This window comes from Ruegeria sp. BC1 (assembly GCF_056539305.1).
In genome coordinates this window covers 12,059-25,999 of the sequence record NZ_JBQFUT010000016.1, presented here as the reverse complement: position 1 = coordinate 25,999, position 13,941 = coordinate 12,059, and the positions used below count along the sequence as shown (strand labels likewise).

The following is a 13,941-nucleotide window of genomic DNA, read 5'->3' as shown; positions in this document are numbered from 1 at the left end:
GGTTTTTTGTCCAATAACCCGGAGTTTGGGCTGAGTGAATCGAATCCCAGGAGAAAAGATGTATGGTAAGTATATGATTTATAAGTAAGAAAAGTGACTAGAAAATCTGATCTTCGTGCTTTCAAATCGGCGTATGTCGGTCTTAGTTCGCGTCGCTTGTGATTGTGTCTTTAGTGTTGAACCTCCCGCTCTTTGATGTTTTTGACAAATGCGGAAGGTGTTTTTCCTACGTATTCCAAAAATGCATTGGAGAAGGCGGAACTACTGGAGAACCCGACTTCAAATGCTGTTTCCGTTACAGACTTCCGTTCCTTTCGGAGCAATTCCATCGCTTTGTTCATGCGTATCTCACGAATGAACTCGCGCCAACTCTGGCCGAGCTCTGACTTCATGTGTCGTCTAAGATTTCGTTCTGACATCCCAACATGCGCAGCGACTTCTGGAAGCGAAATGCTCGGCCCTTTTTGGCGCGCAAAGTCAATCACCTTTTGCACCGAAGAATTTTCTGCATATGGTGTCCACATAATGCGCTCGTGTTGAAACCAACCAGGCACCATTTCTCCCAAGGTGACAAAAAACGCTTTTGCCTTGCGGCGCTTTCTGTCTTCTTCACGGCTCCATTTCAAAGAGTAATTTGAAAGGTAGCTGGCCATTTCTTGAATTGGTCCAACCCAACATCCGTTGTGGTCCCAGCTCACCTCATTACGACAGAATTTTATTGTCATTCCTGAGGTCGGAATCCGCACCCGAATTCTGAACATTCGGTCCGATGGTACAAAAACCATATACCCGGATGGGATAATCCACTCTCCGTTGTGGCCGTACAGTTCGACTTCGCCAGCTTGGCACAGAATAAGCTGGCCGCAAGGTTCGGCTTGAGACGAAAAATTATGTCTTTCGATTTTGAACTGCGTCGCGTGGCTGTTCGCGAGGTCCTCGACTCGGAATGGTTCTTGCATGTGTTCGTTCCTATTGGGGCGTCGGCTAGTGAGCGTTGTGTCATAACCACTGCAACCGTGATCGTAGTGGCCGAAAATGTAGTATATTTGTCCGATATTCGGTTGCAGGACAAGTCCGAAATCGTGAAATATCTTAAAATCGTTGAATTTGGGACATCTGGATCGACGATGGGAGGAAAAGAAATATGACAACCACTCATGGAAAAGGCGCGCGGTCGCCTGTTCTATCAATCACGTCGGTCAGTAAGCGATTTGGGGGTACCAAAGCTGTTACAGACGTGAGTTTTTCAGTGTCGAAAGGTGAAATTGTCGCTCTGTTGGGCGAAAATGGAGCGGGGAAATCGACACTCATTAAAATGCTGGCCGGAGTATACACGGCTGACGCAGGCAAGTTCGCGTTTGAAGGCGCAGAGTTTGACCCCAGAGAAGCCCATCCAGGCATCGCTTTTATTCATCAGGATTTAGGGCTGATTGAATGGATGACGGTCGCTGAGAATATCGGCCTAATGCAAGGCTCGTTTCCGCGTCGCTTTGGGCTCATCGATTGGAAAAAAATGCGATCAGAGGCGGCGCAGGCATTGGCCGCGGTGACTGACACAATTGATCCAGATGCGCGAGTCCAAGAGCTGACAAGGACGGAAAAGTCACTGGTTGCCATCGCACGGGCGCTGGCTCGCAACGCTAAGCTTTTGGTGTTGGATGAGCCGACGGCTAGCTTACCGCAATCTGACGTTGAAATGCTTCATGAAGTGTTATGCCGTCTCCGGGAAACCGGTGTTGCGATGATCTATGTCTCTCACCGGCTCGATGAGGTTTTTGCAATCGGAGATCGCGCTGTCGTATTGCGGGATGGCTACCTTGTTGGTGATGAGCCAATCGGGAAGCTCGATGGTGACCGACTTATCAATTTGATCATCGGGCGCGCAATAGAGGAAGTCTTCGTACATCCACCGGCAGTCGAAAATAGTCCGGTTGCGCTGCGCCTGGAAGCCATGTGCACTGAGGACGTCGGTCCGATTAGCTTTGAGTTGAAGCGCGGCGAGGTTCTTGGGTTAGTGGGCCTCAGAGGTGCTGGGCAAGACGCCGTAGGGCATGCTCTCTTCGGTCGCAGCCAAATTACCAGCGGGTCTGTAGTTCTGGAAAATGGCTCGCATTTGAAGACGAGTCACCCAGAGGAATCTATCGGCCAGGGAATCTGCATGGTTGCTGGTGACAGGAACGCAGAGTCTGTCGCGCGGGGCCTGACGATTCAGGAGAACTTGTTTATCAATCCCGCGCTCACAGGTAGAGGACCGTTTTCGTTCAAGTCGCCTTCCAGCGAGGCCGAAGAGGCTCGCAAGATCGGAGAGACATTCGATATCCGCCCGAATGATCCAGCGGCGCCGATCGAAACTTTATCAGGTGGAAACCAGCAGAAAGTCGTAATGGCGAGATGGATGAGCGTTGGTGGCTCAATCCTTGTGCTTGAAGATCCAACGGCCGGGGTGGATGTCGGATCAAAGGCGGACATTTACGCACTTTTGGCCAAAGCCTTGGGTGATGGGCTCGCCGTTCTGCTTATCTCAACCGATTTCGAGGAAGTGGCGGCATTAAGTCATCGCGCCTGCGTCTTTCATGATGGCCAGGTGGTCGCTGAAATTCCCCAAAGCGACCTCTCGATCACTTCACTATTGAACGCCGCTTCGCTCGAAGCCGGGCGTAAGGAGACCCAACATGCAATCGCTTGAATCAAATGCGCTAGAGCCAACTACGTCGCAATTGCGCGGTTTGTCCACATCCCAGAAAATCGTGCGGTTGTTGCCGGTGTATGGTTTGCCAATTCTAACAATTGCCCTGATAATTCTGTTTTCAATTCTGCTCCCGAAAACGTTCCCGACATATCTAAATTTGCGGGCGATCTTGGGTGAAAAGTCGGTAATCGCGTTGCTTTCCCTGGCGGCGATGATCCCGATGATGACTGGTCGCATTGACCTGACAGTTGGGTACGGGATCGTCATTTGGCATGTTCTCGCCATCAGTTTGCAGACGGTTTATGGGCTTGATTGGACGATAGCAGTCGTCATCGTTTTGCTCGGTGGCTGCACACTTGGCTTGCTCAACGGTCTGTTAGTTGAAGTCGCACGGATTGACAGCTTCATCGCTACACTTGGAACCGGCACAATCATTTACGCTCTAGCTTTGTGGCACACAGGAGGCCGACAAGTCATTGGCGCACTTCCCGAAGCCTTTACCGGAATATACGCACACACCATATTTGGCCTGCCTGTTGCCGCATTTTATGTTCTCGCAATCGCTGTCATATTGTGGATCATCTCAGAATACCTGCCAATTGGTCGGAACCTGTACGCCATTGGAGCGAATTCGCGCGCGGCAGAACTAAACGGTATCCGTACTAGACGCTACGTTATCGGGGCTTTCATTGCATCCGGATTGATCGGGGCAATTGCAGGTGTGGTTCTTGCCGCGAAGCTTCGCATTGGACAAGCAAGCGTTGGGCTCGAATTTCTTCTGCCAGCCTTGGTCGGCGCCTTTTTGGGTTCCACAACAATCAAACCGGGACGCGTGAATGTATGGGGAACGATGGTTGGCGTCATCATTCTGGCCGTTGGGATCTCAGGTATTCAACAGCTTGGCGGCGCTTTTTTTGTCGAACCGCTTTTCAACGGGACCACGCTTCTGATTGCCATCGGCATAGCAGGATATGCGCAACGAAAACGCAGCTCGGTTCGTCACGCACGCGTGCCTGTCGCGCAAGCAAAGAGCGACGAAGGAGACGAGGAGTCTCCGGACGACAAAGTTTCACAAGCATAAGTCAAAGTGTTCAACAAGGAGGAAACGCAATGAACTTTGGACTGAAAACTGCGCTTGCAGTGGCACTAATGTCGGGGGCGGCTATTGGGGGGCAGGCCGCATACGCAGATGCCGTAAGTGACGCGATCGCATATGTAGAGGCGGCGTCAGCTCCCAACGCACCTTGGACCGGACCCACGACTGGGCCTGAAGCACAAGCGGGTAAGACAATCGTCTACGTTTCCGCCGACCAAAGAAATGGCGGGGCTTTGGGCGTAAGCGAAGGCGTGAAGGAAGCGATCGACGCGATCGGTTGGAATCTGCGCATCATTGACGGCCAAGGATCTGTTTCGGGGCGGTCCGCAGCGATGCAACAGGCAATCGCGCTTCAACCTGACGGGATCATCTTGGGTACGGTCGATGCCAATGAACAAGCGGAAGCGATCCGCCAGGCTGACGAAGCAGGTATTGTTGTCGTTGGATGGCACTCCACTGCCTCCACCGGTCCGTCGGACAAGCACGCTATCTTCACCAATATCACTACTGACCCACTTGAAATCTCGCGAGCAGCTGCCTCGCTGGCAGTCGCTGATAGTAATGGAACGGCAAACGTGGTGATCTTCACGGACAGTGTTTACGAGATTGCTATTGCCAAATCTGACGCAATTGCGGAGGTGATTAACGCTTGCGAAGGGTGCAAGATTCTGTCGGTTGAAGATACACCTCTGGCGGAAGCCAGCACCCGTATGCCGCCGTTGACAAATGCACTGCTGCAGCGTTTCGGTGACGAGTGGAATTATTCCCTGACCATCAATGATTTGCCATATGATTTCATGGCGCCTGCGCTGATCTCGGCGGGCAAATCTCAAGAAGACTTTCCCCGCAATATTTCGGCCGGTGATGGTTCTGAAGCGGCGTTCCAGCGCATTCAACAGAACTTCTATCAGTATGCAACGGTGGCCGAACCTTTGAACCTGCATGGATGGCAGGCCGTTGACGAAATGAACAGGGCGCTCGCCGGTGAAGAACACTCAGGCTATGTAGTCCCAGTCCACCTGTTCACGCCAAACAACATCATGGAAGATGGTGGCGCTGACCTTTCTTACGACCCTGGTAATGGCTACCGCGATATCTACCGTGATATCTGGGGCGTGAATTAACACCTCGGCGTTCTCGATTGGATGCTCGAGAGCGCCATTTCAGGATCGATTGCACCGCATTCGATCCCCAGGCTGCCGGATGCGGCTGACTCCCTCCGCATCCGGCAGCTTCCCGTCAACGAACTGAGATCTTAAAAACTGCCATCTTTGAGATATTGGTCGGCCAAAGGAGAACCTATGCTATTTGATCTTAGAAAGTACCGAACTCGCCCGGGAACACTGCAAAAGCAATTGGCACTCTATTCGGAAATGGGATTCGAGGCTCAAAAACGTCACCTAGGCGCTCCTTTGTTCTATGGTGCAGTCGAAACAGGTGATGTGAATTCTTATGTCCATATTTGGAAATATGAGAGTGCGGCGGATCGCGAGAAGCGACGACAGGCGCTTTATCAGGATGCCGATTGGCTCGCTTATCGCGAGGCGGGCGCGGAGCTTGGCTATCAGATTGAACAGCTCAACACGCTCCTAAAACCGGCTGCATTCTGGATTCCAGGAGATGAATAATGAAGCGTCAAACCGTTAAGACTGCCGAGTTGGTATGGGGGCAGAATGGCGCGCTTTTCGAAGTGTTTCTCGAGCCGACTTGCCCGTTTTCTGCCTTGGCATTTGGAAAACTTCCAGCTTTGCGTCGGCAACTTGGGGAGGACGGCTATGTCCTAAAGATCTGGCTGCAGTCGCAACCGTGGCATCTTTTTTCAGGTATTATTTGTCGCGCGATTCTTGCGGCGTCTACAGGCCCGGGTGGTAAAAGAGATGCCTGGGCGGTCATGGAGGCTATCTTTGAGCATCGCGAACAGTTTGAGTTCGAGCATCATTGCTCTGGCCCTAACTTGGACGTGACACCGAGCACATTGCTAAAACGGATAGAAACTGTGAGTGGAGTATCGGTGAAAGAGGCCTTTGGTCAAAAGGATCTGGATCGTGACCTCAAGCGTCATGTTAAGTATGCGCGCCAAAACGGCATTCACGCGTCACCAACCTTCATGGTCAACGGTATCATCGAACCCGGGCTCGGCAGCCGCGACCCAATTGAGAACTGGATGGCGGCACTGACCAAAGCATGATGGGCTGGCGGTTTAAACGAACCGTCAGCGATATCATCGGTTTACTTGCTTGCAATATAGGGTGCCGAAACATAGGGTGGATAGTTTGAGTATCCCACTTCGGTTCCACCAAACAGCGTATCTGGGTCAAATTCAGCTAGAGGCAAGTTTTCGGCGAACCGTCGTGGTAGGTCTGGGTTGGCAATAAAGGGACGACCATAGGCCACGATGTCGGCAAACCCCTCGCATATAATCTGCTCACCTCGTTCCTGTGTGTATTTTCCGGCAACGATAATTTTCCCGGAAAAGGCCTCGCGAAGGTCGTGGCGGAAATTCCTTGGTATAGTTGGAGCGTCGTCCCAATCTGCCTCCGATAAGTGAATATAGGCGATCCCGAGATCGTCCAGAGATTTGGCAGCTTTCAAGATTACTTCGATGATCTCAGTGTCGGCCATGTTGCGCTGTGTGATGTAAGGCGACAGGCGGATGCCAGTCTTCTCGGCCCCGATTTCATTCACAACAGCCTCGGTAACCTCGTTGAGGAAGCGGATACGGTTTTCCTGTGACCCGCCATATTCATCAGTGCGTTGGTTCGAGGATCGGCGCAGGAACTCATCGATCAGATAACCATTTGCCCCGTGGATTTCTACGCCGTCAAAGCCGGCCGACATTGCATTGGCTGCTCCCTTCCGGAAATCTTGAATGACACCTCGGATTTCGGCTTTAGACAGTGCGCGCGGAATAGGGCAGTTCACCATTCCGCCTTCACCAGTAGCAGGATCGACAATCCAAACCTGTGCATCAGGGGAGAGTGCGGACGGGGCAACCGGCTTGCCATCTTCGTGGAAACTCTCGTGGCTCATTCGACCGACATGCCAAAGCTGCAGAAATATGCGCCCTCCGGCATCATGGACTGCATCGGTAATAAGCTTCCAGCCCTTGATCTGATCTCCTGTGAAGATGCCAGGCGTGAAAGAATAGCCTTGCCCCTGGCTCGAAATCTGAGTGGCCTCGGAGATGATCAACCCTGCGCTGGCGCGTTGAGCGTAGTAATCCGCCATCATCGCATTTGGAACATCTCCCGGCTGACTGGTGCGAGCACGTGTCATCGGCGCGACGGCGATCCGGTTCGGGATATTTAGGCCACCTAGTTGCAGCGGTTCAAACAGATTGTGGTTCATATCAAGGGTCCTTCTTTAGCCTTTAGTTGAAAGGCACACTTCGGATGCACCAACACTCAGAACAGATATTTGTTCTTTTAAGAAAAATTGTTAATACTTAGATTTAGATAAAACCTTTTAGGAATGCCAAATAATATGATTGAAAAAATATCTGACCTAAAACTGTTCAAAAGGATCGCAGAGTTGGGGTCACTCAGCGCAGCCGCTGGAGATTTGGGAATTTCGCCGGGATCCGCTTCACTACGTCTGTCCGCAATGGAAACTGCCGTAGGCGCTACACTCTTTCGGAGAACCACCCGCCAGATGCACTTGACCCAGGCCGGCGAAGACTTTTTGGAAGTGTCCCTCAACATACTGAATGATCTTGCAAATTTTGACGAGAAGATCACTCATGAGAGGCGACAGCTTTCCGGACAGGTCAAAGTCACTGCACCTGTTGACCTCGGTAGGAACTACATTGCACCGGCCCTCGACAGGTTCCTCACGATGAATCCTGAGATGTCGATAGATTTAGTATGCACGGACTTGGTCACTGATCTCACCGAGCGCGGTATCGATATCGCTATCCGATACGGTGCTTTGATGGATAGTAGTCTAAAGCTAAGAAGGATCTCGTCTAATAAGCGCATACCAGTTGCTTCACCTAGTTATGTTGAACTCAATGGCATGCCAAACCATCCCAAAGATCTCGCGCAACACAACTGCATGCTTCTTTCATCACTTGGCGCAAAAAATGACACTTGGACATTTGTGGAAAACTCTAAGTCGCTAAACGTGCGCGTGTCTGGCTCGCGGGCCACAAACGATGGGGAGGTTTTGCGCCGATGGGCCACAGAGGGAAAAGGCATTGCATTAAAGTCTGCCTGGGATGTTGCTGACGACATCCGAAATAGCCGCCTTCTCCCGCTCCTTAGCAGTTTCTGCCCTCCAAATATCGACCTTCAAATGGTTTTTCCACCGATCGCGCGTCAACCAGCGAAGGTAAGACGCCTGTCGGATCACTTAGTCAAGGAGCTAAAGGAACTCGATAATTGCCTCGAGATGCTTGATCTCAAGCCCCATTATCCTTGAGTGGTCCTGTCACAGGATTGCTCCGTTCCTTTGACCTAGCAAGTTGCCACAATCGAGAAACTTCATGGCATCGAAACCAACACTGGTCTGCCGCGCCGAAGCAGTGCGTATGTTGACAATAGGGAAGGCCTCAAAAGACTCTTTCGAAAACGGAAATTCCACTCTCTAGGTAAATCTGTCACCTTCAATCTGCCTAAAGGCGAATGGAAATCCCCTAAATTCATTGGAGAATCTCTTGAAACCCCTAAAATTCAGCGTCATTCTTTTCACCCTCTTGTCACTTGGATCCGTACCGGCAATGGCCGGAGGGGCGAGCGGCGAAATACTCAGGCAGATTTGCTCTCAGTTTGATGAAGACGATCCGGAAAGACCGTTCTTCTGTCTTTGAAAAGCCTAAACTTACAAACTCTCCCCCGCCACTCCATGAAGGGGCGGAGATCCTAACTTGTCATTTCTTTATGGCACCCAATCCCCAAAGAGTGACGTTTTGCCGATAGAAGTTGGTGAGTGAACTTCACTCACCTGACGCTGAAGAATTCGGATAACCTGCTTCCGGTTCGCCTATCCAATCAGAGACACTTTCATTGTGTTGGGCGATCCAAGCCCGAGCAACGTCTCGAGGCGAAGCATCTCCGTTTCTTATGCTGTGATCCAATTTGGAGACTTCCGTGTTCCCAATTGTCATATTGTCAATCAGTCTAAATCCGCCGGTGCTGATCTTGTGATGAGCATCCTTCCTAAGTATGAGTGTGGCGCTGTCCTCTCCTCCGAGTAGCCCTTTGGGGTCATCCAGCTCTCGAAGGGCATAACTTTGGTGAAGCCATTGCGGGTGCCAAAGCGGAATAATCGCAAACTCGCCCGCTTTTTCGGCGTCAATATAGGCGTATGCGCAGTCTTCCAGCGAGCCGTTTTCAAAGTGAAAGCCCTGATGCTTCAACTCGTATTCGTCAATCATCTGACGAGAAAAACGGCTTATCCCTGCTCCAGGATTGATGCCCTGAATGCGTTTTCGAAAGAGCTTGGCGACTTCAGGCTTTGTAAGGTCAACCACCGACTGAATGTGACTGGGCGCGCGCTCAGAGATGCCCCAAATACAATAAGGGTTGTATATGACCGCATGCTTGGAAAGCTGATCCTCAAAAGGTGTGATATATTTCTCGTGGCTCGCTGGTAGCCAAGCAGAAATCAGGAGATCGATTTCTCCCTTCCCAAGCATTTCATACAATTCTTCATGCGGGGCCTGCTTTATTACGATATCGTGCCCCAACCGCTCAAGGAGTTCGCAAACTACTGCGGAAGTAGCGATGTGAAAACTTAGAGCGATTTGCCCAACTACTAAGGGTTCAGTCATTTGATTTGGCCCTCAAATATTCCAGAGTCTACGCGTTCGAAGTGAAGCGCCGATGGCCAATTAGCAATTCGGAAATTCCGGAAAACAGTCTTTTTCTGCGCCAAAGAATGACGCAGGCCAGAGCCCTCTTCCTTCGAGATCAATAGATGATTGAGATCTTGCCGATTGTAGCGCCCGTTTCGATGGATTGATGCGCGGCCTTGAAAGTTGCAGCGCTCAACCCAGAAAACTCCTGTGTAACGGTTGGCCGCAGCTTGCCTGTATCAGCGAGGTCCGCAATTTGAGAAAGTATCTCTCCTTGGCGCGACAAATCGGACGTGCTGAACAAGGATCTCGTGAACATAAGTTCCCATACGAAAGTCACAGACTTGCCCTGAAGTTTTGAAAGCTCAACACCTCCATCAAACTCAACAATGGCACCGATTGTACCCTGCGGCGCAATGAGGTCCGCCATGGCATCCCAATGCCCTTTGGTGTTTGCCGCGTTGAAAATGTAATCTACATTCTCGAACCCAAGATCGCGCACGGATGACACCAGATCGCGATGATCAGCTACATGATCCGCGCCCATGCGCTGAACCCAGTCGCGGGTTTCCGGGCGTGAAGCCGTTGCGATTACCGTCATATCCGTCAGGGTTCTTGCAAGTTGGATCATGGTTGAGCCAACGCCTCCCGCTCCGCCGATGATCAGCAGCGAGCCGCTCTGACCTTTTGAAAGCTTCATGCGATCAAACAGAGCTTCATATGCCGTCAAAGATACTAGAGGTAGTGCTGCGGCCTCTGCATTTGTCAGGGTTTGCGGAGCTTTTGCGGCAATCCTGGCATCCACTGCCTGATACTCTGCATAGGAGCCATCGCGGGTGACATCTCCTGCGTAAAACACGCGATCTCCAAGCGCAAAGCCTGTTACCGCCGAGCCCATTGCTTCAATGTTTCCTACTGCGTCATATCCGAGGATCCGCGGGGTTTCCCTGTCTTGATCCTGCGCCGTTCGAATGCGGATTTTGGCATCTGCGGGGTTCGCGGAAACTGCATTAATCCGCACAATCAAATCGTGATCAAGTGGTTCGGGTTTGGGTATTTGGTACTCTTTGAGTGAAGCAGGGTGATCGATAGGGTGAGAGCGAGTAAATCCGACGGCTTTCATTTGGTGTCCTTTTCGTTGCTGTTTTGGATGTAGGCAACGTTCAACAAAGGATAATCTCGGAGGAGCCCAAGTCAGATTTTGGGTTTATGAAACAATTGTTCCAAGGCCGGTTTTGCGAAACCGTTCCTCAAGAAAGCTGGTAAATACCTGTACTCTTGGTGGAGTGGTCCGGCTGGCCGGGCGGACTGCCCATACCTGCCATTCTGGTGAAACGGTATGACTGGGCAAGACACGTATCAGCCGCCGGGTCTTTAGGTGGTCTGATATGTCCCAGACAGATTTAAGCCCGATCCCTATCCCCTGAAGTGTAGTATCGGTCACTGCCTCGCCAAAGTTTGTGGTGAAGTTTCCGCCGACACGTACTTCTGTAATGTTCCCTGCCTCATCCTTGAGTGCCCAGTTTCGCGTTTCGCCAAGCACAATACAGCGATGCGATTTCAGGTCCGAGGGTTGCTGTGGAACGCCGAACTTCTCCAGATAATCCGGCGAGGCGACAAGCAGCCGAGGATTGGGCGCAAGCTTGCGGGCCAACAGCGTTGATGAGTTCAGCATCCCTACCCGGATTGCCAGATCATACCCTTGCTCCACGATGTCGATGATGGAATCATTTAGGTCGAGCTTCAGAGTGACATCTGGAAATTGCTTAAGGAATTCGCCGATATGTGGAACAATCTGTGAGCGCCCAAAAGAGGCCGAAGTAGTCACGCGCAATTCACCTGCAACCTGTCCTTTGACAGTGGAAACCGCTGCTCTTGCTTCTTCGACGCTATCGAGAACCCTTTGCGCATGTTCCAGAAATAGCTCTCCGTCCGGCGTAAGAGACACTGCGCGGGTTGTCCGGTTGAGGAGCTTGGTTCCCAGATCCGCTTCGAGCATCTGGATGCGCTGGGTCGTCGCCGTTGGCGATAGCCGGAACTCTTCACCCGCTCGCCCGAGGGCTCCAAGAGCGGCCACTCGGACGAAAAGTTCCAGCGATTTCAAGTCAAAGGTCATTCTTTGAGTGAGCCAAACAAAGTAGGCAAAATCAATCGCTTTCTTTGCGGTAGCGGCATGGTCTCAAACGGTCAGAATGATTTTTCCGACAAAGCCGCCCTGTTCAGCGAACTCATGCGCGGCCGCAATCTGCTCCAGAGGGAATGATCGCTCGACCTTGAGTTTTAGTGCTCCAGTCTGAAGACATGCATTTATATCCTCAATCGCATCCTGTTGCGCTTGGGCGGGGATTGCATAGACAAACACGAACCTGACGACCGCATTTGTTACCAGAAGGGAACGATAGGGCAGGGGAGCGGCAGGATCACTGGTAGCATAATGCGCAATGACACCACCCTGTTTGAGGTAGAGATGGGCCTCTTTCATCGTATCGGATAAGGCCACATCGACAATCCGGTCAATTCTCTTTCCGCCAGTGATGGTTAGGACCGCAGCGGGAAGGTTTTCTTCCCGGTAATTGATGATGTAGTCTGCCCCGGCTTGGCGTGCGATCTCTGCTTTTTCGGGGCCGCTGACAGTGGTGATCACCCGTGCGCCGGCCCATTTCGCCAGGGCGATGGCGCATTGACCAACGGCACCGGCCCCTCCAGTGACCAGAACCCACTGGCCTTTGACCGACCCGTCCGCCATCAGAGCGCGATGAGCGGTCATCGCAGGCACGCCCAGACAAGCACCCTGTTCGAAGGAGATACCATCGGGCAGCAGGGCCGCAAGTTCGGCTTTGACCACGATCTGCTCCGCGGCGGTGCCCCTGTTGCCTTGGGCTAGGCCGTCTTCGGTACGATTCACATTGAACAGCCAGACGCGCTGGCCGATTTGGTCGGAGGAAATCCCCTTGCCCACAGCCTCAATAGTGCCAGCACCATCTGAATGAGGGGTCACATCGCCATCAGGCAACGGGCCCTGAGCGCCCGAGCGGACCTTATAGTCTGACGGATTGATTCCGCTGGCGTGAATACGCACGCGTACTTCGCCTGACCCAGGTTCAGGCACGGCTCCGTTTGTGATGCGGAAACTGTCTTTCGCGGCTCCTTGGCCAATAGCGGATATGGATTTCATGTGTGTGTCTACTTCCTAAAAAGGGGTCCGCACGGTTATCCGCGCGGGCAAGATTGGGGAGAGGTGTCAGTGTCCGATACGCCCTAGTGCCTCAGGGCGGAAACGGTAGATCAGATAAGGCGCTTCGTTCTTTGCCTCACCATCGTTGAACAGAGCGGCTTTGGATATCTGGGCTGCAGAAACATACATGTAGCCGTCCAACGCATAGCTTACGCCATCGGGCCAGGACAGATCCTCTGCCACGGCGTAGCGGCGGTATTTCCGGCTGTCTGCCGGGATGATCCCGACAGCGTTGGTTTCCACCTCGGTCAGATAGAGGTTTCCAGCCTGGTCGATCGACAGACCACCGTTGTTGGGCTTGTCGGCATGGCGTTCGACCCGCGCGCCGAGCTCAGTCTCAGTCAGGGTTTCATTCAGAAGATCGGCAAAACGGATGCGATAGATGGCGGAGCCGTTAAGTGGACCGTAATACAACCATTCGAATTCCGTATCCGCAGCGATACCGTCTGCACCCACCTTGATCACGGCCTGCCCGCCATTGCCATTCGGGACGGTCAGCGGCTTGCCATCGATTACGATCGCTACATCCTCGGGCAAGGTCGACACGTGACCTTGCAAAACGCGCCGCGTGGCGCCGGTCTTCATGTCGACGATGACCAATGCCGCCGTCGATCCGTCGCCGCCCGGCCCGATGCCTTCGTCGGCGATGACAAACACGCCATCCTTGTGATTGACGACAAAATCGTTGTGCTGGCTTTCGGGGCGCGAGGCCGGGGCAGGAATGTAATAGATCCGTTCCAGTCGATCCTCCCAGGTGTTCCAGCCGACCAGCTTGGGTGTCAGCCCGGTGCGCTGACCCATGTCGAGAATCCAGACGATCCCGTTTTCATCGCCGCGAAGACCCAGTACGCTGTCGAAGTAGCGGTCGGTTCCATCCCGTGGTGTGTTCCATTCGGTGTTGGGAAACGGGGCAAATGATTTGCCGTCTTCGCCCAGTTCGGCCACCCGGATTTCAGGCGAAAAGAACGGGTGGTGCCTATAGATGATCCGATTATACGGCGTGAATGTGATATTGCCGACAGATTGCGGGAGTTCGGCAACGATCTCAGCAGTTTGCGGGGTTTCGCTCCAGGCAGGAAAGGCGATGGCCGCACTCATGTGGAGCGAGGTGACAAGATGTTTCATGG

13 protein-coding genes are annotated in these 13,941 nt (G+C 52.5%); 6 read left to right on the top strand and 7 right to left on the bottom strand.

The features are described from left to right. Positions 1 to 170: 170 nt before the first annotated feature. Entirely contained in the window at positions 171 to 959 is a 789-nt protein-coding gene (locus tag ACR0IY_RS21480; protein WP_480676998.1) for a helix-turn-helix transcriptional regulator, read from the bottom strand. Positions 960 to 1,144: 185 nt separating this feature from the next. On the opposite strand from ACR0IY_RS21480, the gene ACR0IY_RS21475 reads away from it, so the two are divergent. From ACR0IY_RS21475 to ACR0IY_RS21455, 5 genes are all read left to right on the top strand, one after another. After that, complete coding sequence (locus ACR0IY_RS21475) at positions 1,145 to 2,686, top strand: sugar ABC transporter ATP-binding protein (RefSeq protein ID WP_480676996.1); 1,542 nt, start codon at positions 1,145 to 1,147, stop codon at positions 2,684 to 2,686. Further along, positions 2,673 to 3,770 (top strand): ABC transporter permease, encoded by a 1,098-nt coding sequence (locus ACR0IY_RS21470; protein ID WP_480676994.1) that lies wholly within the window; start codon positions 2,673 to 2,675, stop codon positions 3,768 to 3,770. The genes ACR0IY_RS21475 and ACR0IY_RS21470 overlap by 14 nt, the downstream gene beginning before the upstream one ends. A gap of 29 nt (positions 3,771 to 3,799) precedes the next feature. Continuing rightward, entirely contained in the window at positions 3,800 to 4,909 is a 1,110-nt protein-coding gene (locus ACR0IY_RS21465; protein ID WP_480676992.1) for a substrate-binding domain-containing protein, read from the top strand. 177 nt (positions 4,910 to 5,086) lie between these two features. Beyond that, positions 5,087 to 5,413, top strand: coding sequence for an NIPSNAP family protein (locus ACR0IY_RS21460; RefSeq protein WP_480676990.1), 327 nt, complete (start codon positions 5,087 to 5,089; stop codon positions 5,411 to 5,413). Further along, the gene (locus tag ACR0IY_RS21455; protein WP_480676988.1) at positions 5,413 to 5,973 is read left to right on the top strand and encodes a DsbA family protein; all 561 of its coding nucleotides are present in this window, start codon (positions 5,413 to 5,415) and stop codon (positions 5,971 to 5,973) included. The genes ACR0IY_RS21460 and ACR0IY_RS21455 overlap by 1 nt, the downstream gene beginning before the upstream one ends. Before the next feature lie 41 nt (positions 5,974 to 6,014). On the opposite strand, the gene ACR0IY_RS21450 is transcribed toward ACR0IY_RS21455, so the two are convergent. Further along, a complete protein-coding gene (locus ACR0IY_RS21450; protein WP_480676986.1) occupies positions 6,015 to 7,133 on the bottom strand; it encodes an alkene reductase in 1,119 nt (372 codons plus the stop codon). A gap of 135 nt (positions 7,134 to 7,268) precedes the next feature. On the opposite strand from ACR0IY_RS21450, the gene ACR0IY_RS21445 reads away from it, so the two are divergent. Next, positions 7,269 to 8,204, top strand: a complete 936-nt coding sequence (locus ACR0IY_RS21445) for a LysR family transcriptional regulator (RefSeq protein ID WP_480676984.1) — start codon at positions 7,269 to 7,271, stop codon at positions 8,202 to 8,204. Between the two features lie 514 nt (positions 8,205 to 8,718). Here ACR0IY_RS21445 and ACR0IY_RS21440 read toward each other — a convergent pair. The 5 genes from ACR0IY_RS21440 to ACR0IY_RS21420 all read right to left on the bottom strand — a co-directional run bounded on the left by ACR0IY_RS21440 (position 8,719) and on the right by ACR0IY_RS21420 (position 13,939). Beyond that, a complete protein-coding gene (locus ACR0IY_RS21440; RefSeq protein WP_480676982.1) occupies positions 8,719 to 9,555 on the bottom strand; it encodes a glycine betaine ABC transporter substrate-binding protein in 837 nt (278 codons plus the stop codon). 139 nt (positions 9,556 to 9,694) lie between these two features. Beyond that, on the bottom strand, positions 9,695 to 10,702 hold the full coding sequence (locus ACR0IY_RS21435) for a zinc-binding alcohol dehydrogenase family protein (protein WP_480676980.1): 1,008 nt from the start codon (positions 10,700 to 10,702) through the stop codon (positions 9,695 to 9,697). Between the two features lie 84 nt (positions 10,703 to 10,786). Continuing rightward, entirely contained in the window at positions 10,787 to 11,695 is a 909-nt protein-coding gene (locus ACR0IY_RS21430; RefSeq protein ID WP_480676978.1) for a LysR family transcriptional regulator, read from the bottom strand. Between the two features lie 63 nt (positions 11,696 to 11,758). Then, a complete protein-coding gene (locus tag ACR0IY_RS21425) occupies positions 11,759 to 12,754 on the bottom strand; it encodes an NADPH:quinone reductase (RefSeq protein ID WP_480676976.1) in 996 nt (331 codons plus the stop codon). 66 nt (positions 12,755 to 12,820) lie between these two features. After that, positions 12,821 to 13,939 carry an L-dopachrome tautomerase-related protein gene (locus tag ACR0IY_RS21420; RefSeq protein ID WP_480676974.1) on the bottom strand — a complete coding sequence of 373 codons (1,119 nt, stop codon included), beginning with the start codon at positions 13,937 to 13,939 and terminating at the stop codon, positions 12,821 to 12,823. Positions 13,940 to 13,941 lie beyond the last annotated feature (2 nt).

Coding starts and splice junctions, on each gene's coding strand:
- ACR0IY_RS21480 (WP_480676998.1), bottom strand. CDS start 959: ATGCAAGAACCATTCCGAGTCGAGGACCTCGCGAACAGCCACGCGACG.
- ACR0IY_RS21475 (WP_480676996.1), top strand. CDS start 1,145: ATGACAACCACTCATGGAAAAGGCGCGCGGTCGCCTGTTCTATCAATC.
- ACR0IY_RS21470 (WP_480676994.1), top strand. CDS start 2,673: ATGCAATCGCTTGAATCAAATGCGCTAGAGCCAACTACGTCGCAATTG.
- ACR0IY_RS21465 (WP_480676992.1), top strand. CDS start 3,800: ATGAACTTTGGACTGAAAACTGCGCTTGCAGTGGCACTAATGTCGGGG.
- ACR0IY_RS21460 (WP_480676990.1), top strand. CDS start 5,087: ATGCTATTTGATCTTAGAAAGTACCGAACTCGCCCGGGAACACTGCAA.
- ACR0IY_RS21455 (WP_480676988.1), top strand. CDS start 5,413: ATGAAGCGTCAAACCGTTAAGACTGCCGAGTTGGTATGGGGGCAGAAT.
- ACR0IY_RS21450 (WP_480676986.1), bottom strand. CDS start 7,133: ATGAACCACAATCTGTTTGAACCGCTGCAACTAGGTGGCCTAAATATC.
- ACR0IY_RS21445 (WP_480676984.1), top strand. CDS start 7,269: ATGATTGAAAAAATATCTGACCTAAAACTGTTCAAAAGGATCGCAGAG.
- ACR0IY_RS21440 (WP_480676982.1), bottom strand. CDS start 9,555: ATGACTGAACCCTTAGTAGTTGGGCAAATCGCTCTAAGTTTTCACATC.
- ACR0IY_RS21435 (WP_480676980.1), bottom strand. CDS start 10,702: ATGAAAGCCGTCGGATTTACTCGCTCTCACCCTATCGATCACCCTGCT.
- ACR0IY_RS21430 (WP_480676978.1), bottom strand. CDS start 11,695: ATGACCTTTGACTTGAAATCGCTGGAACTTTTCGTCCGAGTGGCCGCT.
- ACR0IY_RS21425 (WP_480676976.1), bottom strand. CDS start 12,754: ATGAAATCCATATCCGCTATTGGCCAAGGAGCCGCGAAAGACAGTTTC.
- ACR0IY_RS21420 (WP_480676974.1), bottom strand. CDS start 13,939: ATGAAACATCTTGTCACCTCGCTCCACATGAGTGCGGCCATCGCCTTT.